The sequence below is a fragment of the Caldithrix abyssi DSM 13497 genome (genome assembly GCF_001886815.1).
GTDB classification, from domain to species: domain Bacteria; phylum Calditrichota; class Calditrichia; order Calditrichales; family Calditrichaceae; genus Caldithrix; species Caldithrix abyssi.
Genome location: NZ_CP018099.1, coordinates 278071 through 302014 on the forward strand (window position 1 = coordinate 278071; position 23944 = coordinate 302014).

Consider the following 23944-nt stretch of genomic DNA (forward strand, 5'->3'; position numbering starts at 1 on the left):
AAGAATGAAAAAGCCCGGCAAAACCGGGCTTTAAGATGTTAGATAATACTTTGCAGTGTTTTCATGTAGTTGGCGCGCATGTAAGCTGCGGGTTCAGCCAGAGACTTGACACTCATGCTGCCTTTCATCTGCTCGATGGATTCGTATTCGTGCGCTTCCATCCAGTATTTAATATCGCCCAGCACACGCGCGATATGCTTGATGCCCTTCTGGAACAATACAGAAGCCATCATGGTGACATCGGCGCCAGCCATTACGGCCTTCAATACGTCGTTAGCGGTATGAATACCGGTCGTTGCCGCCAGACTGGCATTAACCTGACCATAGAGGATGGCCAGCCAGCGTAAAGGCAAACGCAACTCGTAAGAAGTGCTGAACTCCAGGTCATGAACCACATCCAGAGCTTCTATATCGATATCCGGCTGATAGAAACGATTGAAGATTACCAGGCCATCGGCGCCGGCATCAGTAAGACGTTTAGCCATGTTGGCAAAAGCGGTAAAGAAGGGGCCTACCTTTACGGCGACCGGGATATTAACCGTTTCTTTGACTTTTTTCACATCGTCGATGTACATTTGCTCAACCTGTTCGGAGGTCATGTTCGGATCGGTCGGAATGTAATAGATGTTGAGCTCAAGTGCATCGGCGCCAGCCTCTTCGATCTTTTTGGCGTAATCCATCCAGCCGCCGGCCGAAACGCCGTTCAGGCTGCCAATGATCGGAATATCGACCGCTTCTTTTAATTTACGAATCTGTTCAAGATATTCTTCGGCATGTACATTGTGGAATTCATCGGGCTCTGGAAAGTAGCTCAAGGCCTCGGCAAATGATTCGCTTCCCTGAGCCAGAAAGGTATCCAGCTCTTTTTGCTCGTGAACGATCTGCTCTTCGAACAAAGAGTACATGACCACTGCCGCCGCGCCGCTATCTTCCATTTTTTTAACGGTGTCCACATTGGCAGACAGAGGAGACGCGGAAGGCACAACCGGGTTTTTCAATTCCAGTCCGAGGTATTTTGTTTTTAAATCCATAATTTCATTCCCTATTTTTTTTGTTAATAAAAGAACCGCTCCCGCATTGTGAGCAGGAGCGGCCTCTTTGTTTAACTGGATTATTCGTTTTCTCCATTGGTCGAATAGCTCAACTTAGAAAGATGCTCATAGAACTTCCAGTTACGTTTAACAATCTCCTGAGCCTCTTTCAGATATTTTTGCGCCAGAGTCGGATTCATCTTTTGCACCATCTTGAAACGCGTTTCATTGTTCATAAATTCCGCAATATCCTTAGTAGGCGCTTTGGAATCCAGAATCAATGGATTTTTTCCTTCCTGAACCAGTTCCGGATTGTAGCGGAACAACGGCCAGTTGCCCGTTTCCACAGCCAGTTTTTGCTGTTTTGCGCCGTACTTTAAGTTGTAGCCATGCGCAATACAATGGCTGTAAGCAATGATGATGGAAGGTCCGTCATAGTGCTCGGCTTCCAGAAAGGCCTTTAAGGTTTGCGTATCGTTGGCGCCCATGGCCACACGCGCCACATAAACATTTCCGTAAGTCAATGCTTTTAGCGCCAGGTCTTTTTTAGCGTTCGGTTTTCCGCTGGCCGCAAACTTGGCAACAGCGCCTAACGGCGTTGCTTTAGACATTTGACCGCCCGTGTTGGAGTAAACTTCCGTATCCAGCACCAGAATATTCACGTTTCGGCCGGAAGCCATCACATGATCCAGACCGCCGTAGCCAATGTCATAAGCCCAGCCGTCGCCGCCGATAATCCACACGCTCTTTTTAACCAGATAGTCCGCCAGACTTAACAGGTTTTGAACGTCCGCATCGTCTTTAAAGGCCTGTAGCTTTTTCTTCATGTCTTCCACGCGTTGACGCTGTTCAAAAATTTCGGATTCATCTCTCTGCGTGGCCGAAAGGATGGCCTCAGCCAGTTCGGCGCCGATTTTGTCTTTCAGTTTTTCCACCAGCTCTTTAGCCTGTTCATTGTGTTTGTCGATTGCCAGGCGGAATCCCAGACCGAATTCGGCGTTGTCTTCGAACAGCGAATTGGACCAGGCCGGACCGCGACCTTCCTTGTTAAAGGTGTAAGGCGTGGTTGGCAGGTTGCCGCCGTAAATGGAAGAACAGCCGGTGGCGTTGGCAATTAACATGCGATCGCCGAACAACTGGGTTGCCAGTTTAATGTAAGGCGTTTCGCCGCAACCCGGACATGCGCCGGAAAATTCGAACAAAGGCTCCAGGAATTGTGAATCTTTTACGGTGTTAACGCGCAACTTGGTACGGTCGAATTCCGGAATATTAAGGAAGAAATCCCAGTTTGCGCGTTCCTGCTCACGCAGCGGGATTTGCGGATGCATGTTAATGGCTTTGCGTCCGGCTTCACGTTTGTCCTTAACCGGGCAGAACTCAACGCACAATTCGCAACCGGTACAGTCTTCCACGGCCACCTGCAGGGTGTACATGTAACCTTCCGGCCACTCTTTGCCGCGAGCTTTGGTGGCTTTAAAGTTAGCGGGGGCGTCTTTTAAAATTTCTCCATCGTAAACCTTGGCTCGAATTGCAGCATGCGGACAAATTTCCACGCATTTGTTACACTGAATACAGATTTCAGAATCCCATACCGGAACTTCAAGGGCGATATTCCGTTTTTCCCACTTGGTTGTGCCCGTTGGGAACGTACCGTCAACCGGCATCTTGCTAACCGGCAGTTCGTCGCCTTTCATTGAGATAATAGTTGCGGTAACATCTTTTACAAAGTCCGGCGCGTTTTCCGGTACCGGCGGTTTCAGTTCGATGGTGCTGGTAACCTTTTCCGGGATTTCCAGTTCATGGAGATGCGCCAGCGATTGATCCACGGCGTTAAAGTTCATCTGAACAATCTGGTCGCCTTTTTTGCCATAGGTTTTTTGAATGGTGTCTTTAATCTTGGCGATGGCCTCATCTCTGGGCAAAACGCCGGAAATAGCAAAGAAGCAGGTTTGCATAATGGTATTGATGCGCCCGCCCATTCCGGTCTTTTTGGCCACCTCGTAGGCGTCGATCACGTAAACTTTAAGCTTCTTTTTAATAATCTCTTCCTGAATCACGCGCGGTAATTTATCCCAAACCTCTTCTTTGGGATAGGGCGTGTTGATTAAAAAGGTCGCGCCTTCCACCGCATTTTCCAGCACGTTGAACTGCTCTAAGAATACAAACTGATGAACGGCTATGAAATTGGCTCTGTTTATCAGGTAGGTAGAGCGGATCGGTTTTTTGCCAAAGCGCAGATGCGAGATGGTAATGGCGCCCGACTTTTTGGAATCGTAAACAAAATAGCCCTGAGCGTAGTTCTCGGTTCCTTCGCCAATAATTTTAATCGAGTTCTTGTTGGCGCCCACCGTACCATCCGAACCCAGACCATAAAACATGCCGCGAAACACGTCATCCGGCTCTATGGAAAAATTACGATCCCATTCCAGGCTGGTATGCGTAACGTCGTCGATGATGCCAATGGTAAAATGGTTTTTGGGTTTGTCTTTTTTCAATTCATCAAAAACGGCTTTAACCATGGCCGGCGTAAATTCTTTGGAAGAAAGGCCGTAGCGTCCGCCGGTGATTTTCGGAAAGGCAAAGGGCAATGCGCCTTCGGACTGCGCTTCAACCATAGCGTTGACCACGTCTAAATACATGGGTTCGCCCGCGGAGCCAGGCTCTTTGGTGCGATCCAGAACGGCAATGGCTTTAACCGTTGCCGGCAGCGCTTCAATCAGATGTTTGATGGAAAACGGACGGTAGAGCCGTACTTTAATAACGCCTACCTTTTCGCCCTGGCTGGCCAGGAACTCGGCGGTTTCATGAGCCGCTTCCGCCCCGGAGCCCATCAAAATAATAACACGCTCCGCTTCCGGATGCCCCACGTAATCAAAAAGGCGGTATTGACGACCGGTCAATTTGGCAAACTTATCCATCGCCTTTTGAACGATTTCCGGAACTTTTAGATAAAACGGATTGACCGTTTCACGTCCCTGAAAGTAAACATCCGGGTTTTGTGCGGTACCGCGAATAACCGGTTTATCTGGACTCAAAGCGCGTTGCCGATGCGCTCTGACCAGCTCGTCGTTAATCATTTGACGAATGGTTTCCTCGTCAATCTCTTCGACTTTGGAAACTTCGTGAGAAGTGCGAAAACCATCAAAAAAGTGTAAAAATGGAACGCGTGATTCCAGCGTGGCAGCCTGTGCGATGAGAGCAAAATCCATCACCTCCTGCACATTGCCCGAAGGCATCAGGGCAAAACCCGTTTGCCGCACGGCCATCACATCGCTGTGGTCGCCAAAAATCGACAGCGCCTGTGCCGCCAGGGAGCGGGCCGAAACATGAAAAACCGTGGAGGTTAATTCACCTGCAATCTTGTACATATTGGGAATCATTAAAAGCAGGCCCTGCGAAGCCGTAAAGGTCGTGGTCAACGCGCCGCTCTGCAACGCTCCGTGAACGGCGCCCGATGCGCCTCCTTCACTCTGCATCTCCGTTACGCGAGGTACGGTGCCCCAGATATTCTTTTGTCCGCGAGCAGACCACTCATCCGACCATTCACCCATCGGAGAAGAAGGGGTAATGGGATAGATGGCAATAACCTCGTTTGTCTTGTGCGCCACATAAGCGGCGGCCTGATTGCCATCTATCGTCACCATCTTTCGTTTACTCATAAAAAACTCCTTCCTTTATCAGAAATTGTATTTAAGCAAACATGAATTTTTTCACTTTAAATTTAATTAAGCTTTCCAAAAAATACAAAAAATATGCCAACAACTAAAAAAAAGGTTTAATTAATTTGTTTTTAATAAATTGCGCCCTCCTAATACCCGTACAACATTAAACGTTTTAATATACAAAATTCTTACATTCAAAGTATAATTATTCTTGTCTTCTTATTTTTAAGAAAATCCATCTAACGTTACATTTTACGCTGCAAAATTAAAAGGAAAATTTATTCGCAATAAAACGGGCACCTGAGTTCCGTTTTTCTCTTTTCGAAATTGTCAATTTTTATGCGCTCCGAAAAAAAATTTGCCGCTGGTTTTCTGACGGATTGCAGATGGATCTTTTATTGAATTGACAGCATCTGGTTGAAAAGGATTGTTTTAATCCGTAACTTAAATGATAGAATCATCTATTTAAAGGAGAATAACCATGTCTGAATTCCCTAAAACCCTGGAAGAAATTCTGAAAAAATCCATTCAGCTGGAAGAAGAAGGCTTCAAATTTTACAATGAATCGGCTCAAAAAATCAAAAATTCTGTTGGCAAAAGAATGCTGGAGCGCCTGGCCAATGACGAAAAAAATCACGTTGCCCGATTTAAACAATTGTACGAAGCGGTGACCAACAACAGCGTTGATCAGGTTAAATTTAGCGAGCGAGAGCCAACTACCTTTGAAATGATCTTCAACCGCTTAAAAGACCAGCTGGAAGGCGCTGTGGAAGAGTTAGGCGAAAAAGGGGTGGACGATCAGGAAATCATCGAAATGGCCATGGATCTGGAAAACACCACGCGCTTTTTTTACAAAGAAGCCGCCCAAAAGGCAAAGGACGAAAAGATTAAAAACTTTTATGAACTATTGGCTAAAGAAGAAGACGCACATTACGAAGTACTGCAAAAAGCACTGCAGTTTCTGGAAGACCCTTCTCTCTTTTTTGGCATGGGAGATTCTCGATTATAAAACAACTCGTGCGCCTGACTAAAGTTAAACGAATGGCGCTGAGCCGAAACACAGGGTTTAGTTGGTTATTAGAAGGCGCGAAGAGAAGCTTTCAAAAATCATGTTTTTAAATTGGTGCGGAGCAGATTTGAAACGGACTGCCATTTTTTTGGAACAGGTTGAATGTCCCCCAAAATTTCAAACAAAGATCTTATAATCGATTGATATTTAAGGGAATAAAATAGCTGAATGTATGAAAAACTCACCCCCTTAATCCCCGTCCTTGCTCTGTGAGTCTTTTTGCAAAGAGAGGAGGATAAGAGCATACCTAACGTGCTAGTAATTATGTAATTAGGGGGTGAGTTGTAAAAATGATTTTAGAAAAAATATTGTAATCTTAAAAAATTTGGGGGACATTCAGTTTTTTGGAACAAGGAATTGCATTCCGGCATTTATTTTTATAAATTTGCAACCTGCAATGCGAAAGTGGCGGAACTGGCAGACGCGCTAGGTTCAGGGTCTAGTGGGCGCAAGCCCGTGGGGGTTCAAATCCCCCCTTTCGCACACCAAAGCCTCGCTTTTTGCGAGGCTTTTTTTATTTGCAGCAATCAGTATGTAACCTGTTGACGATTTTTAAAGAACAATTCTTTTTCGCGCTCGCCTCCTCGATTCCCCTATCAGAATAAAAGTCTGGGAGAGGCAGCGAATAATACAGCAAGCCTTCGACTGCGCTCCCTTCGGCAACGCTCCCTTCGACTCCGCTCAGGGAGCGGTTTTTCTTCGGTGGGGGAGTACGGTTGCTGAGCGTAGCCGAAGCAACCGTTGATTGTGAAGGAACTTTCATCGACTTCGCTCAGGGAGCGATTGGCCTTCTCTTCCCTAAACTCCCAAGGCAGCGAAGCCACAACCAAAAACGAACCACCAAGAGCGAAAAGAAGTCACACAGCGCACAAAGATTTTTTCACGCAAACCTATCTGACCAGCGTCAGCTGAAAAGGGAACGCCAGGGTCGAAAAGAAAAAATAGAACTGTATTTCAACATTTAAGACCAAAACTAAGCGAATCGGCGCAATTTACGCCCCTTCTCTTTTTTAAAGAAAAGGGGTTGGGGGATGAGTTTTTAAAACAGCACAAAAATTTTCAAATCCCGCCCGGGCGGGATAGATCTTCCAGAGGAAGTATCCTAAAATTGCTGAAATTTTAACAGGGAAAATGTAAAAGGTCATTTTGTTGAAACGAATTATTTTGTATTTTCTCTTGAAAAATAATCATCCTAAAAAGAAAGGAGCAGGCATGCGTAAAGGTGTTGTGATTTTACTAATGCTATTTTTTGGCGCAGGTCTTTTACAGGCAGAATCGCATTTGATGCGTTTTGCAGATGTGTCACATGATTACATCGTATTTACCTATGAGAATGATCTGTGGCTGGCGCCGATTACCGGCGGAAAGGCCAAACGCATCACGCGCAGCGATGGAAGAGAGATTTTTGCTAAATTTTCACCGGACGGCTCTAAAATCGCTTTCACGGCCAATTACGACGGCGGCAACGATGTGTACGTCATGAATCGCGACGGTTCGGAGCCCAGACGCTTAACCTTCCATCCCGCATCGGATCTGGTCATCGACTGGTATCCAGACGGCAAGCACATTTTGTTTCGTTCGCGGCGAGAATGGCCCTATCGCGCTGATAAATTGTACAAAATCTCCATTGACGGCGGGATGCCGGAAAAAGTCAATGTAGATCGGGCCGGTCTGGCGGCGCTCTCTCCGGACGGGAAAAAGCTGGCCTATAACCGCATCTCCCGTGAATTCCGCAACTGGAAACGGTACGAAGGAGGCATGGCTCAGGACATCTGGGTGGGAACCATGGCCAGAGGCGATTACAGGCCGATTACCCGATTCCGCGGCACGGATAACTTTCCGATGTGGCATGAAAGCGGCCTTTACTTTACATCAGACAGCATCGACGGCACCATGAACCTGTATCATTACGATTTTAAGACAAAACAGTTTACGCAGCTCACCCATTATAATGACTATGACGTAAAATATCCGTCGCTGGGCCCGGATCACATTATCTTTCAGTACGCGGAGTCGTTGTATCTGTTAGACTTGAATACGCGTCAGATTAAACCGGTTCCCATTGAAATGCCGTCGGATCGGACGCTGGTTCGGGAATTTTTGCTGGAAAAGCCTGAAAATTATGTGTACACCTTTGCCCTTTCGCCCAAAGGAAAGCGGGCGCTTTTGAATATTCGCGGCGAGATTGTAAACATGCCGACCGACGAGGGCGTAACCTACCACCTGACGCCCAACTCTTCGGACAGCCGCGAAAAGAACGCCATCTGGTCGCCGGACGGTCAGTGGATCGCCTTTTTTTCGGATAAGACGGGCGAAGAAGAGCTGTACCTGGTCCGCCCCACCGGCGGAAAATGGAAGCAGATCACCAAAAACGGATTTGCCTTTCGAACCAATCCCAAATGGTCGCCCAACAGCAAATATATCATTTTTCACGACAAGTTTATGCGCTTAAACCTGGTGGATGTGGCCACGGGCAAAATAACCGTGGTGGATCAGGGCGAGTACGACGACGCCTGGTACGACTGGGGCATTCAGACCTACAACTGGTCGCCGGACAGTCGCTGGATCGCTTATTCCAAGCTGGAGCAATCGCTCTATCCCTCCATCTTTTTGTACAACGTGGAAACCGGCGAACGCTTTCGGGTGACCGATTCCTTTACCAAAGACTGGAGCCCATCTTTCAGCCCGGATGGTAAATATCTGTACTTTCTTTCAAATCGGACATTTAAGCCAATTATGGGCTTTGTGGATCAAAACCATATTTTCCTGAACATGACCCGTCCTTACATCTTAATATTGAAGAAAGGCGATCCTTCTCCGTTTGCGCCAAAGAATGATTGGGATGATGAAGATGCCGATGAATCAGAATCCAGAGCGGATAATGTTGTTATTACGACAGAAGATTTTGCGGCGCGAATCATTCCTGCGCCTGTCAAAGCCGGCAATCTGTTCCGCCTGGAGGCGATTGACGACGGATTGCTTTATCTAAAAAAGACCGAAAACGAATTTCTGAAATATCAATTTGTGGATGACGAAAATCGCGCCACCAATTTAGAGCTGCATCGTTTTTCGTTGAAAGATCAAAAAGACGAAACCTTGATGGAAGGCATCGGCCAGTACCATCTTTCGGCCGATAAAAAACGTTTGATCTATCGCGCAGGGACGCGTTTTGGCGTGGTCGATCTTGGCAAGGCGAAAGTGGGCGACGGCGCCCTGAATTTCAAAGATGTGACTCTGATAATCGATAAACTGGACGAATTTAAACAAATTTTTGCCGAGGCCTGGCGCATTCAGCGAGATTGGTTTTACGATAAAAACATGCATGGTCTGAACTGGCAAAAGGTACGGGAAAGCTACGAAAAGTTCGTTCCCCTTTGCGGAACGCGCGGCGATTTGAACTATTTGATCGGGGAGATGATTGCCGAGCTGAACGCCGGCCACACCTATGTTTACGGCGGCGACCTGGAGCACGGCAAATCGGTGCGCTGCGGGCTGCTGGGCGCGGATTTTGTTATGGAAAACGGTTTCCCGAAAATTGCGCGCATTGTTCACGGCGACAACTCGTCCGAGGCGCTAAGTTCACCGTTTGAACAGCCAGGTTGCCCGATCAAAGTGGGCGATTACATCCTGGGCATCGATGGCCTTAAGCTAAAAAAGAACGCCAATTTGTACCAGTATTTACAAAACAAAGCGGGCAAGGTGGTAGAAATCCTTTACAATAATTCTCCCACCGTAGAAGGGGCCAAAACCTATCTGGTGAAAACGTTAAACTCGGAATATCAGTTGCGCTACGACGAATGGGTGCAAAAGAATGCAGCCTATGTTGAGGCAAAGAGCAAAGGCCAGATCGGCTATGTACACCTGCCAAACATGATGGAAGATGGGCTGATTCAATTTGCCAAACGTTTTTATCCGCAATATTACAAAAAGGCGATCATAATCGACGCCCGTTACAACGGCGGCGGCTTTACCAGCAAAATGATACACGATCGGCTGGAGCGTACCATTAACAGCTACGTACAACCTCGCGAGGGCAAGCCGACGCCGGTTCCAGAGCGAACCTTCGGCGGACACATGGCTTTGATCATTAATCGCGACACCGGTTCGGACGGCGAATTGTTTTCCGAAGCCTGGAAGTACCGCTACAAAGATCGGCCGATCATCGGGCAGCGCACCTGGGGCGGCGCCGTGGGCATTGAACCCCATCAAAAGCTGGTGGATGGCGGCGTAACCACACCGCCGCAGTTTGGCGAGTATAACGCCAAAGGCGAGTGGATCATCGAAGGTCATGGCGTTGATCCGACCATTCCGGTGGTCAACTGGCCGAAAGACGTGCTGGCCGGTAAGGATGCGCAGTTAGACAAAACCATCGACGTGTTGTTGAAAATGATCAAAGAAAAACCCGTAAGGGAATTTCCCAGACCTAAATATCCGGATAAAAGCAAACCGGCCTGGAAATAGTTCCATCGATTCAGGCGGGCGATTTTCGCCCGCCTGTTTTAATTAAAAACGGTTAGATTCTTGCAGGTCTTTTACGAATATTAAAAATTCTCCGGAGCGATCATGGGCTGCTAACAGGTGATTGACAAAAAAAGAAAATTTGCGCCTGTCGGATTAACCCGTGGCCAAAAATTTAATGTTCTTTGCTTTTTCGGCTAACGTTTTCCCTGAAATTCTTGAATCATGTTCAGCAAAGAGCCATCCTGCAGGTGTTTGTACAAATTTTTACCGGGACAAAGCGTTTCGGTGTAATCTTTGTGACTCTTGATGTTTTTTAAAGGCACACGGTATTGTTTGCTCAATCGGGCGCACAGCCATGCAAGGGATCGTAATTGTTTTTGGGTGGGGTTTTGCGTTTCGAAATTTCCCAACACACAAATTAGGGCATGGCCGGTAGGATCGTAATTGGTGTTGGTGTCGCCCGGGTAGCGAATATCTCGCCCTTCATAAATGTTGCCGTCAAGGTCGATTAAAAAGTGGTACGGAATATCCATCCAGCCTTTTTCTTTTCGACTCCAATCCTGCAGGTGTTTGATGTAGGCCACGGGGTCTTTGTCTTTGGTAAATTCAACCCCGCCGTGATGAATGGTGATATGCTGGATGTGGTGCTGCGGCAGGGTAAAGGGCGGAGGCGTTGCGCCCCAGTCATGAGCGGAAACGATTTTAAAAGAGCTCTGGCACGAAAGAGTAAGCAGAGCGGCCACTAAAATTACGGTGGAAAGAGTAATCATGGAACGCTTGCGGTTAGGCATGGTTGCTTTCCTTGCTTTTTGTTAAGGTAATAAACATGTAAAAAACACCTGAAAATTAACTTATCTCAAACAGAACTGGTTGCAAAGACCGGTCGATATTTTACACATTTCTTAAAAGAATCAAAATAGTATTTTAATTCTTTAACATCCATTTTGCTTGCATAACAAAAGGATAAAAAAATATTGCAAATGAAGCAAGAAATGTTCAAATTAAAACGACTTACAAGCATAATTAACGTAAGTTTTTTTTTAAAATGTCGATACCAATATTGAAAAATGAACTAAATATCTGGAGGTTTTATGTCAATTGTTCATCCTGCCGGTCAGGTACCTGATTTAAGTTATCTGGGCATAAAAAATGTCAACAACATTTATTGGAATCTTGTAACCCCGGCTTTGTACGAACAGATCATTCGTCGGCGCGAGGGGTTGTTGAGCCATTTAGGCCCTGTTGTGGTTCGCACGGGCGCGTTTACCGGTCGATCGCCCAACGATAAATTCATCGTCAAAGAGCCTACTTCGGAACACGAAATATGGTGGGGCAAAGTAAACCGGCCGTTTAGCGAAGAAAAATTCAATTTGATCTGGCACAGAATTCAGGCCTATTTGCAGGGCAACGATATTTTTATTCAGGATTGTTATGTGGGGGCAGACCCCAAATATCGGGTTCCCATTCGCGTTATTACGGAATATGCCTGGCATTCGCTGTTTGCCCGCAATATGTTCATTCGTATTACAGACGAAGAAGAGATGAGAAATCACAAGCCGGAATACACAATTATCGACTTGCCTAAATTTCATGCGGTACCGGAATTAGACGGCACCAACTCCGAAGCGTTTATTCTGGTAAACTTTAAAGAGAAATTAATTTTGATCGGTGGAACGAGTTATGCCGGCGAAATCAAGAAATCGGCTTTTACGCTGATGAATTTTCTGCTGCCGAAGCAGAATGTGCTTTCCATGCACTGCAGCGCCAATGTAGGAAAAGAAGGCGATGTGGCCTTGTTTTTTGGACTTTCGGGCACGGGCAAAACGACTCTTTCGGCAGATCCGGAACGGGCGCTGATTGGCGATGATGAACACGGCTGGAGCGATGATGGTGTGTTCAATTTTGAGGGCGGATGCTACGCTAAAGTGATCCGACTTTCCAAGGAAGCAGAACCGGAAATCTGGGCTACCACGCGCAAATTCGGCACTATTCTGGAAAATGTGGCCATCGATTCGTTCTGGCGTCGCCCGGATTTAGATGACGATACCTTTACCGAAAACACGCGCGCTTCCTACCCCATTACGCATCTTGAAAACATCGTTGCAGACGGCAAAGGCGGTCATCCCAAAAACATCGTCTTTTTAACGGCTGATGCCTTTGGCGTGCTGCCGCCTATTTCAAAATTAACCCCGGAACAGGCCATGTACCATTTTCTTTCCGGTTATACGGCTAAGGTCGCCGGTACGGAACGCGGAATCACCGAGCCGCAAGCCACCTTTAGCACATGCTTCGGCGCGCCTTTTATGCCGCAGCATCCATCGGTTTACGCCAAATTGCTTGGCGAAAAAATCCAGAAGCACAATGTAAACTGCTGGCTGGTGAACACCGGCTGGACGGGCGGGCCTTATGGCGTTGGCAAAAGAATGGAAATTAAATACACGCGCGCCATGTTAAACGCCGCTCTGCAGGGTAAGCTGGACAATGTGCAATATGTTCAGGATCCGATCTTTAAAGTGCAGGTGCCAACCGAGTGTCCTGGTGTGCCTTCGGAGGTTTTGATTCCGAAAAATACCTGGAAAGACAAAGAAGCTTACGATAAACAGGCTCGCGATCTGGCGCGGCGCTTTAAAGAAAATTTTGAACAGTACAAAGATTATGTTTCCGAAGAGGTGTTAAAATCTGCGCCGGAAGCATGATGAATATTATCTAAAGTGTTTAAAACGCCCTTTGAAGGCGCCGTGCCTTTGAAGGGCGTTTTGTTTTTAATCGGAATAAACAGCTTTTCGGATGCCGGGCTACCAAAAGGAGCGCCTGTTTTTATCTACGTTTTCTGGCTCAAGCACAGGACGCTCAAAGCGCCCTGTAGATAATGTGGCTCGTATCGTTAAAATCACCAACGACCTTCAAACAAAATGCGCTCTGCCACCTGCTGCGCCGTTTGCCGGTCTTTTAATTCTTCAATCAAACGCAGGGCAAAAGGGATGGCCGTACCCACCCCGCGGCTGGTAATGATCGCTCCGTCTTTAACCACCGCTTCTTCCAGATACTGGCTGTCGGTAAAAACCTTTTTTTCGGAAGGATAACTGGTTATTTTCAGGTTTTTAGTAATGCCGGCGGCATGAAAAACGGTGGGCGCCGCGCAAATGGCCGCTAACTTTTTCCCCTGGATAAAACGCTCTTTAATCCATCCTAAAAGAGTTTCGCTGGATTTTAAATTGTTGGTGCCGGGCTGACCGCCGGGCAGGATTAGCATGTCAAACGTTTCGTGTTTAACATGCTGGATGTCCGTATCGGGCACCACTGTAATATGGTGCGAGCCGGTAATGGCGTTGGGCTGCAAGCCGGCAACCGTCACCTGAATGTCGGCGCGACGCAAAAGGTCTATGATGGTAATGGCTTCAATTTCTTCAAATCCTGGGGCTAAAACGACCAGCGCTTTGGACATTTTATCTCTCCTTTGATTGGTTCAAAATTTTAGATCAGGCCTCCCATTTTAAAAATTTTTACGACAAAATGCAAAGACGACGGACAACCGATTTTGCTTATATGATCAATATTCTTTATTTTTACGCTTAATGTGGTTAAAAAAAAGAAAAATTAACGGTTAATGAAAGCGTACTTTATTTCTGATTTGCATCTGGGCGCCAGGGAGATTGAAAATCCTGAGCTACAACGGGAACGGGTCAACGGTCTTTTTGCCCAGATTTTAAAGGACGCCACCCATCTGTTTGTGGTTGGCGATTTTTTTGATTTCTGGTTTGAATACAAAACGGTTATTCCAAAGCAATATTTTCCTGTTTTATTTTATTTACAAAAAATGCGGGAAAAGGGAATCGAAGTTCATTATCTGGCCGGCAATCACGATTTTTTTCTGGGCACGTTTTTTGATCGTTATCTGGATGTAAAGACGCATGCGGACGAAGCCGTGGTCGAACTGAAGAGTAAACGGTTTTTTATCTTCCATGGCGATGGCGTTGACCCGGATGACAAAGGATATCGAATTTTAAAACGTATTTTACGCAGCGCTTTTAATCAAAAACTGTTTCGACTCATTCATCCGGATCTGGGCATTCGGCTGGCAAAGCTGGTTTCGGGCACCAGTCGCAAATACAATAAAGTCAACCTGAAAAAGCGTTCCGAAGATGCTTACGTTCGCTTTGCCGAACAAAAGTTTGCCGAAGGCTTTGATTACGTGGTAATGGGGCACCGTCATAACCCACTGGTTCACGAAGCTCAGGGGAAAAAATACGTGAACCTTGGCGACTGGATTGTCAATTACAGTTACGCTGTATTTGATGGCAATGATCTAAAATTAAAATTTTTTACAAATCAATCCCAACGCGCTCCAAAATAAAAAGCGATGCTTCGCCTTGTTCACATAACCACTATTTTATAAGAATAACCTTCTGACTCACCGTAATATGAGCGCTTTGTATTTGAACGAGATAAAGACCGCTGGCCAGGTTGTTTGCCTGCCATTGCACGTAATGCCTACCTGCGGCAAACAAACGATGATTGACCTTGAGTTTGACAGTTGTATGGAACATAATTCCTTTATTATTATTAAGTTAGTTTAATTTCATTTTCGTTAAGTTGTCACTACAAAGATAAAAGCGTTGGCTTGCTGCTGCCTATCTCCTGAAATATTTCCAATTGTTCGCCATGCACTCTGGATAATCCTTTACGACGTCTCCCTTCATTTTCCCATTCTACAACCACGACTCGACGCAGGCTCTCCATAGCACGCTGCCAACTTAATTTTATGCCACTCAAACGCTTCTCAAACAATACCGCCATCTGGAATGCAAGAAAACACACCATCACATGAGCCCTGATACGCTTCTCTGTCCAATGAAAATTGGGACGTAAATTCAAACTATGCTTTAATTCGTAAAAACCATGCTCCACATATTTTAAATCTTTATAGCGCGCTATGAGTTCTGATTTACTCAGGTCATGAGCATTGCTTATCACTATAAACCAACCGTCGCTCTTTTCTTCTTCTGATAATACCTCATCTTGCTTATGAATCTCTATCGTATCTTCTGTTAATTCAACATTAAAGAAACGACTTAAACGTTTTCTTGATAATACACTCTTTATTTGATGATATTTATCTTCTGTGTTTATTTCCTTTTTCTTAATCTCTTCTGACAGCTCTAAAAATTCATTAATACGATTGATGCGATTTTTATAGCGCTTTAATGCCGTGGCGGCATTGTAACTGGCCACATAACGAAGTTTTATCTTTTCCTTTTTACCATCTTTTGACTTGATTTCACGCTCCGTTAGGCGCTCATAGATCGTCTCACCAGTCGCCTCTTTATGCGCATTGGCTTCTTTTATAACCGATTTGACATCCTTGCTCTGACGAACACTCTCTCCAAGAATAAACTCATAACCTTGTTGGATTAAATGCCAGAGATTGTCATTGCTTAATAAACCTTTGTCTGCCACCAGCTGGATATCTTTTACCTTAAATCGCCTGCGAATATCATTGAGCATCTCTTGCAAGGTAGAGCGATCAGCCTTATTGCCAGGGAAGACGTAATGGGCTATAGGAATACCATCTCCGGTCATCACCACGCCAATTACGATCTGTTCTCTATCTCCGCGGTGGTCACGACTATAACCAAACTGACGAATATCGCCTTCTACCAATGAGTTTTCGGCTTCAAAGTAGCTTGATGTTAAATCATAAAAACAAACCTTTAGATCCTGATTAAACAGATCTAGTAAACGATTAGCAAGTTGGGTTTCAATCTTTTCCTTATGAGCTATTAGAAAATCCATCGCTCTTAAAAGATACTCATAACGAATGTCGTCTTTGTTGATACCCGGAATATAAACGGTTTCTAACCAGGTGAGTAGTTTTAGTTTGGAAGAAGGATCATCCAGGCGGTTAAATATCAGACTTTTTAAATGAGCTTCAAGATCAAACTTTATTCCGCTTTTTTCCTTTTGCCTGGCAATAATCTGGCTCATTTTAAGCTCTTTCCATAAATGGACAAGCGCCCAGATTTGACCGAAGGCCTTGACATTATCAATATTGCTATCTAAGTCCTGTAAAGTTAACCCCTTAGCCCTTAAAAGTCCGTTGATAAGCGTGTCTACGTCTTTTTTGATGAATTTGTCGGTAGGGCCTAAATGCAGCAAGATTCGATGGCGTACTTTTCCATTTGAGTCTCTGTAGGACTCAGCGATTTGTAAAGTCTCATGGACTTTGTTATTTCTTTTGGATCGACTTACCTTAACAAACATAGAATGAATATAATAATAAAACGATTTGATAGCAAATAAAAAAAGCACGCCTGCATAGACTACAAAGAAATTGAAACAGAGAAACTTAATTATATGTTTTTTTTGATTTGGCTTTGAAAAATTTGGCGTTAACTGTCAAACTGGGGATTGACCAACCGTTCTACTAATTGCCCCCGGGCATTAAAAATATCAATGGTAAGCGGTTGACCATTCGTTCTAAATGAAATGGTTAAGCGGGCATTAAATGGATTCGGAAATGTTTTTAATTCCAGACCATCTGCTAAAAGTTTATTTTTATGATCATCCATCGAAGTGGCGGTATCGATCCCTGCATAGCCCAGCAGCGTGGCCAGAGACAGTTGCGTTACCAATTTTACCTGATCAAAATTTACGGTCTCTGGTTTGTCGCCGGTTGAATGATAGTATGGGTTTGAGATGTAGTAAGGATAGTGATCATTCCACGGGCGGTCGTTTTCCATGAGCAAAATGGCGGAGTAACCAAAGTCCTGATAAGATTGATGATCGCTGTAGGGAACATCAACGGGCACATTGTTCATGGTTAAAGCGGGCACATGTTGTTGCAGGTTGTCGTAAATAGCGTCAGTCATCCACATTGATTGGTCGTTTGAGATGACTTCACAATAATTGGTGTTGGGATTGTAGCCGATCATATCCAGGATTAAGGCGCCGTACAGGTTTTGATTTGCTTTTTGGGTGCGATCAGCGTCCCACAAACTGCCGGCATGGTGTACCTCTTGATGTGCCGGGTGGTATTCTTCTGCGCCAAAAGCGATGAACTTGATGGTTCTTTTGGTGGCGACATCATTTTGTGGATCGGACAGGATGCGCGCCAGCTCCATGATGGCCGCCACCCCGCTGGCATTGTCGTCCGCGCCCTGCGCCTTGATGGTTTGCCAGGCGCTGCTCCAGTTGTTTTCGTGACTACCGCTGGCGTCATAGTGCCCGCCGCAAATCACCAGTTCATCAGGGTAAACGGCGCCTTCTTTAATGGCGATTACATTCATGACCGGTTTGGAATTGTAAGGGGACTGGGCGCTGTAAATATAAAACGTATCTACAGCGACCGAGTCAATCCCTGGCAACGATCGGAAATATTTTTCCAGATACTGGACGGTAAATTGGTTGCCTGGCGTATAATTAACACGCGAGAAATAACCGCCGGCCTCGGCAAGTTGATTGACATGGATGGTTAGCGAATCTTTAGACACCTGGTTCAAAAGGTCAGCCACAGAGATGGTTTGCGCATGCGTTGCAGAAAAGATGAGCGCAACACAAAAGATCAACAAAAAAGATTTCATGATGTTTTCCAATCTAGAAAAGGAGCCGCCAGTCCTTACAGCGGCTCCGGGAATAAGTTTAGACTATTACAGGTCAAAGCCAATGGAAAAGCGGTGGATGCCGTTGAATATTCCGCGGTCGGCGAATGAATAGTCGATGGCGCCGTTTTTGCCGTCAAGCCATGGAAATTTAACGCCAAGTCCCAGGGTCAATCCGCCTTCGTCCAGATTAATGCGGTATCCGCCGCGCAAAAAGAATCTGTTTTTGAAGGCATATTCTAGCCCCAGGTTGTAAAATTCGAGATTATTGTTGGAGTGCACCATGTCGCCGGCTACCAACAATTTCTGATTTTCTTCTTGAAAGACATTCATTCCGAAGCCCACGCGGAAGTTAACCGGCAGCGAAAATTTGTCAAAGCGAACCGGATTACCATCCACGTAAGAGCGAGGGTTACTGTAGTCGATGTAAGATGAATTATAGCGAACCTCTGGCCCGAAGTGTTGAATTGACATGCCAATTTTTAAGCCCCGGAACCCCGTATGATAAACAGTCCCCACATCAAATGCCCAGGTTGTGTACCCGTAGGAATAGTAATATTCACGTACTGATTTTAAGGTTATGCCGAAGGCCAGCTTATCGGTTAATTTGCGCGCATAAGTCAGGCCGAAGGAGTGGTTGTTCAGGCTGAAGGTCTCTCCGGTGCCTTCGGGCTGCATAACGGTGGTTACGTCCATATCCGACGTAAAGAGATACACGCCGCTTATGGCAATGGCGCCGGCGGAGCCAAAATTCCAGGCGAACGAGAAACTTCCGAAGTTGATGTCTGCTACCCATTGATTGTATCCCAGAAAGATGCCTTTCCCATTTACGCCAACAATACCAGCGGGATTCCAGAAAACGGAGCTGGCGTCAAAAACAAGCGCCGTATATGCCTGGCCCATACCGGTTCCGCGGGCGTCCTGAGCGATCTCCAGAAACTGAGCCGCAGCAGTGCCCACGGGCGCAAATTCTTTAGCCCTTACAGAACTAAAGACGGTTCCTATAATGAGCAATATGACAAAAAGGTATTTTATTTTCATGGATCTTACCCTCTAATTTCATTTTAACGTATAATAACAAATTTACCCGTCTTTTTACCTGCAGAAGGCGATTCGACCACATAGATGTAAACCCCGGGCGCCGCCTCCTGAAAATTCCGCGTTACCAGGTCCCATTCGGCAACGCTTTGGGCGCCGCTTACGGGAATGCCGCCTTCAATTTTTTGAGCGGTTTGACCGGCTTTAACTTCGGCCACAAAGTCCAGATCCAGCGTGTAAATTTTGACCGTGGCGTCGGCCGGCAAATTAATGAACTGCAGGCGGTGCTCCCAGGGAAAATCTTCGCTGGGTTGCGGATTATTCCAGATGGCGCTGCCAATATAGGGATTGGGCACCACTTTAACACGGCTTAGATCATCGGCTACTTTGTTGCCCGGCACAATCTTTGTGGAAGCTTCTTTGGTAATAACACCGAAAATCGGGTTGTTGCTAAGCGTCTGGATGCGATATTCATACTCAAAGCCGTTAATAATACGATCGGTATCGACTAATTCGTAAAAATCGTCGCTATCTGGCGAAGTGGGCGGCGGCCAGTTACCGTCTTTCAGGTATTCCGCAATTTGCGTCCACTCTTCAAACTCACGCTGACCTTTAATACGTTTGTAAATTTGGTAGCCGTAAAAATCGGGATAATTGATAGAGTCTTCCGAGGCTTTGTCCCACAGAATTCTCAAGCCTATGGTGCGTCCGGCTTCGTCGTATTTTTCTTTGACCTCAAAATTGGCGGGCGGTGGCGCCACTTTAATGCGGTTTGGATCATAATCGATATCCACCATATACTGGGCAATTTCCATGATACGCACCAGCTTCATCAGGCTGTAAACGCCACCGCTGTCAGGATCGGAACCTACACCCATGGCGGCGGTAACAACGACCGAATCGCCGTAAGCCAGGGTGTCTAAGGGCCCCAGGGTAATGATGGCGCGATAGTCATTGGGGAAAGGTTTGCCGGTTTGGGGATGAACCAGCACGCCGGAGGGGCCGTCGGCTTCAAACGTTTTTGGCTTCATCATCCGTTCGTAAGCTTCCAGGTCTGTGTTGGGATCGTTGTAGATATGGTTGGTATGAAAGGACGAAGGTTTAAATTCTGGCGGATAGGTTTTTAATATTTTAAAACCAAGAAATCCTGGCGATTGCAATTTTCCATCCACGGCCGGATTGCCGGTATCGTCTTCTTCGCCGTTGTCAGCAGGAACGGTGGGGTTATCGCCATCCCACATGAACATTAACGTGCTATCGGCCTTATCATCGGTTAAAAAGCCCGCGGCCGCCTCGCGCCAGCCGGGGAACAAATCCAGAATTCCCCATGAAGAGTTGACGCCCGCATGGTCATCCTGGTTGGTAAAAACAGATTCGGTGGGCCATTCCGGTTTTTTGGAGATGTCGCCATCCAGCCGGTAAGTGAAATAGAACTCTTCCAGATCGCGAGGCGTATCCGGGTAACCGTCATTGTCTGTGTCAATGCCTACATTTTTAATGGTAAATTCGTAAATAATAAAATCGCCGCGCAGAGCATCGCCCCAGGCGTAGGTGCGTTCGGTTACTTCAATTCCCAGCGGAAAGTGACCGGTCGCCAGCGGGGATTTTACATCGTAGTATTTCGTCCAGGTTTCCTGATCGGCTTTTTGAGAATTAAGCGAATCAATATGTACGTACTCAATGGGCGTCCACTCCAGGTCTTCGGGCATGGTCACGTGAACTACGCCGTCTACTTTAGCGCCAATCCATAAGGAGCCCCGGTATAGATAGGAATTTCCAGAACCGCCCGGATAGTCGCAGGACGGAGAACGGTTTTGATAGGCGTCGTCGCCAGCCTTGCCAAAGTTGGTTACGCGCGTCCACAGGCGACCGATCTTATGCCATTTAAAATCATTCTCTACAATTGGGCCGTCTTCCTGTAAATCAGCGATTTTGTTTATTTTTTGCTGATTCTTTTTGGTGTCTGCCGCATGGCCGGGCATGAAAAAGGCCAGGAGGAATCCGGCAACCAGGAAGATGAGTAATATGTTTTTCTTTTTCATTTATTACCTCCTAAAATCAAAATTCTTTAAAAGAATAATTCAAATCCGAGGCGAATGTAACGGCCGGGAGAGTATGCCAGAGGCGTTCTGACGTAGCTGCCGTCGGCTTCGCGCCAGATTACAGAAGGATCGCCTTTAATGGTCGGATCGTTTGGATCGCCCAGCTCATAGTATTGATTGTCGCCGATAAATCGGACATTATGTCGATCGTACACATTAAACACATCGACAAATAAACGCATTCCGTAGCGCGCGCTAAACCGTAGTTCTTTCATCAGTTTTAAATCGAGGTTATGCGTGGCTGGCATCCGTTTGTCGTTGATGCGGTCTGTGCCGTAAGAAGAATAAGGTAAGCCGCTGCCGTATTTAAAAAGCATGCTGACCATCCAGTTACCAAAAGGATGGAAGGAACCAATAAGGGTTCCAAAGTCTTCCGGAGTTCTGAAATTTAAAATGGCGTTTACTGTGTGTGTTTGATCGAAGGACAAATAGTTCATACGTTTTACGGAATTCCATGAATTAGCCCCGCCCGAAGCGCTGGAGCTTCTTCCTTTGGCGATTGAATAAGTGTAGTTCAAATTGCCGCCAAAAAATTTGCCCATGCGTCTGGAAAAGGTAACTTCAAATCCTTTGGAATTGCCATAATCGGCATTCATGTAAACGTTCAATTCTCGGTCGCCGACGGAGCGGGCCACATATTTGTAGTAATTCATTAAATTGGTGATATCTTTGTAGTAACCGGTCAGCGTAATTTTGTAATCATTGCCGATTTGTTGCTCAACGCCAATTTCGTAAGCTACGGTTTTCTCCGGACTCAAATCAGGATTTCCTACATAATTGCCAACTTTGGTTAAGCTTTGCAGGTAGTGATTTCTATACAAAAAGTATCCGTCGGGTCGTTGGAAATAGTGGCCATACGTAAAATGTAAGATGCTCTTTTCTGTAATGGGATGAGAAATGCCGATACGCGGACTAAACTGATATTTGATAGAAGCTTTTTTAGGGTTTTGCAGAATGGGAATGCCGTCGGGCCCGACGGTGATGAAAGGATTGGCATAATCGGCAGGATAATAAATATCGTCATACAAACCATTGGGGTCAAAGGCGTCAAAGCGCAGGCCCACCAGGCCTATAATGCCCTGATATTCGATCTTATCCTGGATGTAAGCGCCAAAGTCCAGGCTGTTTTGCGTCCAAACGTCATAGCGATAAATTCCCACGCCCAGCGTCCAGCTGATGTTTTCGACCTTGGTGGTGTGGTAATCCAGCTGGACCCCGCCTTTTAACAGGTGGTTTGAGTTGATCTGACTAACCAGGTCGGCCTTTAAGGTTTGCGTCCACGATTTTTGATCGCGATATCCGGGATCGTCGCCGCGCAGCCACCAGAAATTATCTTCTCTTTCCCGATAAATGGGATGTGGGCCGGGTTTAGAAATATCCCACTCCAGGTCCTCGTTCCGGTCGCCGTCGCCGTCGCGGTCTTCAATATCGCGTGTGGCGTAGTGATAGTTGGAATAAAAAGAATTCAGTCGAATTTCATAAAACGTTTTGGCGCTAAGAGAGTGCGTCCATGTCAAATAAAAAAGATTGCTGGCCTGCTTATTGTGCCATAAATATTCTTGCATGCCGGCCATGTAATAGGTTTTAACGACATTATATGCGGTGGAATCGAACAAGCCGCTTTCGTTTTTGGTTTCAATTTTACCATATAAGTTTTTGTCAAATACGTAGCGGTAAACTTCGAGCGTATCGGTGCCGGAGCGTACGCCTTTGTAGTAGGTGTCTTTTTGATAATTAGGGCCGGGGCCGTATTTGGATGCGGGGAAATAAAAATTGTCCCACTCGTTTCGGTTGATTACCGTACCCACGGAGAGTTTCAGGTTGGGAGAAAATTTAAAAGTAAGTTTTCCTTGATAGTTTTGTTTATAACTATTTTCATTCGGGTAAAAGCCTTGATTTTGATCGATGATTTGTGCCGAGGCAGAAAAGGAAATTTTGTTTTTATAAAGGGGCCCTGTTATGCTTCCTTCATAGTAATTTTCCAGTGGCTGCAAAAGTTTGAAGCGATAGCCGTGTTCCGTAAAAGAAGTGGTTGCGCCAAAGCCGGGCTTGGCCGAAAAGCGTAATCTTCCGGAGAAATCTTTCGAGCCTTCTTTTAACGCAAGGTTTAAAATACCGGATTGCACGTTACCATATTCGGCGCTGAACCCGCCCAGCGATACCTCCATCTGTTCGATGCCTAATTTGGGCACATCGCTGGTAAAGCCGCCAAAGCTGCCGGAATAGGTGCCGGCCGGGTCTCTTACCGGAATGCCATCGATTAATACCAGTACTTCTCCGGCTCTACCGCCACGAAAGTGTGTGCCAACGACGCCAGGTTGAAACTGAGCCGCTTCCTTAAAAGAAGTAATCGGTTGCAGTTCCATATCCTGAGAAGAAACAAAGTGGCGGGTAGAAACCTCATCCTTGCGAATCATGGGCCTTGAGGCAATCACCGTTATGGCTTCGGATGTTTCAAGGGTCGTTTCTTCCATTTTGATATCGATACGCGTGGTAAGATCTACATTAACTACGACCTCGTTTACCACAACGTTTTTGTAGCCCACAAAAGAAGCCTCTAAAGTGTAGGTGCCGGGGGGGATGTTAAGAATGACGTAATAGCCCTGCATATCGCTGGCAGCCCCCATGGAAGTTCCTTTTAAAATGACATTAACTCCAGGAAGTGGCTCGCCAGTGGTGGCATCAGTGATAATTCCGGCTATTTTTCCCGTCACACCTGCCAACAGGAGGTGCGGGAGGAAAAATAGAAACATTAAAGGTAAAAAACGCTTCATGAAGCCCTCCGTATTTAATTTGTGTAAGATAAATACAAAATGCCAAAAAGTACGCCTGTTGCCGCCCTCCTTTCTTTCTTAATAAACTCGAAATGATAAGAAATGCAATCACTTTAAAAAATAAACATATTTTAATCCAATTACAAGACAGATTGTTAAGAAGGTCAACATACTTTCTGGAAACGGTATAAAATTTAACGAATATTGTT

Annotated in this window: 14 protein-coding genes and 1 tRNA gene; 5 read left to right on the top strand and 10 right to left on the bottom strand. The window is 46.0% G+C overall.

The window, feature by feature from the left end; translation table 11 throughout:
- Window positions 1–38: 38 nt before the first annotated feature.
- Window positions 39–1031 carry a dihydroorotate dehydrogenase-like protein gene (locus Cabys_RS01210; protein ID WP_006928236.1) on the bottom strand — a complete coding sequence of 331 codons (993 nt, stop codon included), beginning with the start codon at window positions 1029–1031 and terminating at the stop codon, window positions 39–41.
- An 80-nt stretch (window positions 1032–1111) separates the two neighbouring features.
- Window positions 1112–4690, bottom strand: a complete 3579-nt coding sequence (gene nifJ / locus Cabys_RS01215) for a pyruvate:ferredoxin (flavodoxin) oxidoreductase (RefSeq protein ID WP_006928237.1) — start codon at window positions 4688–4690, stop codon at window positions 1112–1114.
- Window positions 4691–5174: 484 nt separating this feature from the next.
- Here nifJ and Cabys_RS01220 point away from each other — a divergent pair, with 484 nt between their 5' ends.
- From Cabys_RS01220 to Cabys_RS01235, 3 genes are all read left to right on the top strand, one after another.
- Window positions 5175–5702: a ferritin family protein gene (locus Cabys_RS01220; RefSeq protein ID WP_006928238.1), complete on the top strand. Its 528-nt coding sequence runs from the start codon at window positions 5175–5177 to the stop codon at window positions 5700–5702.
- A 459-nt stretch (window positions 5703–6161) separates the two neighbouring features.
- A tRNA-Leu gene (locus Cabys_RS01225) sits at window positions 6162–6245 on the top strand.
- Window positions 6246–6974: 729 nt separating this feature from the next.
- A complete protein-coding gene (locus Cabys_RS01235) occupies window positions 6975–10223 on the top strand; it encodes a S41 family peptidase (RefSeq protein ID WP_006928239.1) in 3249 nt (1082 codons plus the stop codon).
- 194 nt (window positions 10224–10417) lie between these two features.
- Here Cabys_RS01235 and Cabys_RS01240 read toward each other — a convergent pair whose 3' ends face one another.
- A complete protein-coding gene (locus Cabys_RS01240; RefSeq protein ID WP_006928240.1) occupies window positions 10418–11014 on the bottom strand; it encodes a peptidoglycan recognition protein family protein in 597 nt (198 codons plus the stop codon).
- A 300-nt stretch (window positions 11015–11314) separates the two neighbouring features.
- Between Cabys_RS01240 and Cabys_RS01245 the strand changes: the two genes are divergently transcribed.
- On the top strand, window positions 11315–12919 hold the full coding sequence (locus Cabys_RS01245) for a phosphoenolpyruvate carboxykinase (RefSeq protein WP_006928241.1): 1605 nt from the start codon (window positions 11315–11317) through the stop codon (window positions 12917–12919).
- 194 nt (window positions 12920–13113) lie between these two features.
- On the opposite strand, the gene Cabys_RS01250 is transcribed toward Cabys_RS01245, so the two are convergent.
- Window positions 13114–13668 carry a DJ-1 family glyoxalase III gene (locus tag Cabys_RS01250; protein WP_006928242.1) on the bottom strand — a complete coding sequence of 185 codons (555 nt, stop codon included), beginning with the start codon at window positions 13666–13668 and terminating at the stop codon, window positions 13114–13116.
- A gap of 162 nt (window positions 13669–13830) precedes the next feature.
- Here Cabys_RS01250 and Cabys_RS01255 point away from each other — a divergent pair, with 162 nt between their 5' ends.
- Window positions 13831–14577, top strand: coding sequence for a UDP-2,3-diacylglucosamine diphosphatase (locus Cabys_RS01255; protein ID WP_006928243.1), 747 nt, complete (start codon window positions 13831–13833; stop codon window positions 14575–14577).
- A 31-nt stretch (window positions 14578–14608) separates the two neighbouring features.
- Here Cabys_RS01255 and Cabys_RS19970 read toward each other — a convergent pair whose 3' ends face one another.
- The 6 genes from Cabys_RS19970 to Cabys_RS01280 form a co-directional block, all read right to left on the bottom strand.
- Window positions 14609–14770: a hypothetical protein gene (locus Cabys_RS19970; protein WP_169313636.1), complete on the bottom strand. Its 162-nt coding sequence runs from the start codon at window positions 14768–14770 to the stop codon at window positions 14609–14611.
- A 52-nt stretch (window positions 14771–14822) separates the two neighbouring features.
- A complete protein-coding gene (locus Cabys_RS01260; RefSeq protein WP_083581041.1) occupies window positions 14823–16484 on the bottom strand; it encodes an IS1634 family transposase in 1662 nt (553 codons plus the stop codon).
- Window positions 16485–16612: 128 nt separating this feature from the next.
- The gene (locus Cabys_RS01265; RefSeq protein WP_006928244.1) at window positions 16613–17803 is read right to left on the bottom strand and encodes a M20/M25/M40 family metallo-hydrolase; all 1191 of its coding nucleotides are present in this window, start codon (window positions 17801–17803) and stop codon (window positions 16613–16615) included.
- A 66-nt stretch (window positions 17804–17869) separates the two neighbouring features.
- Entirely contained in the window at window positions 17870–18862 is a 993-nt protein-coding gene (locus Cabys_RS01270) for a PorV/PorQ family protein (RefSeq protein ID WP_006928245.1), read from the bottom strand.
- A gap of 23 nt (window positions 18863–18885) precedes the next feature.
- A complete protein-coding gene (locus Cabys_RS01275) occupies window positions 18886–20901 on the bottom strand; it encodes a hypothetical protein (protein WP_006928247.1) in 2016 nt (671 codons plus the stop codon).
- A gap of 26 nt (window positions 20902–20927) precedes the next feature.
- Window positions 20928–23735, bottom strand: coding sequence for a TonB-dependent receptor (locus Cabys_RS01280; protein WP_006928248.1), 2808 nt, complete (start codon window positions 23733–23735; stop codon window positions 20928–20930).
- Window positions 23736–23944: the final 209 nt, after the last annotated feature.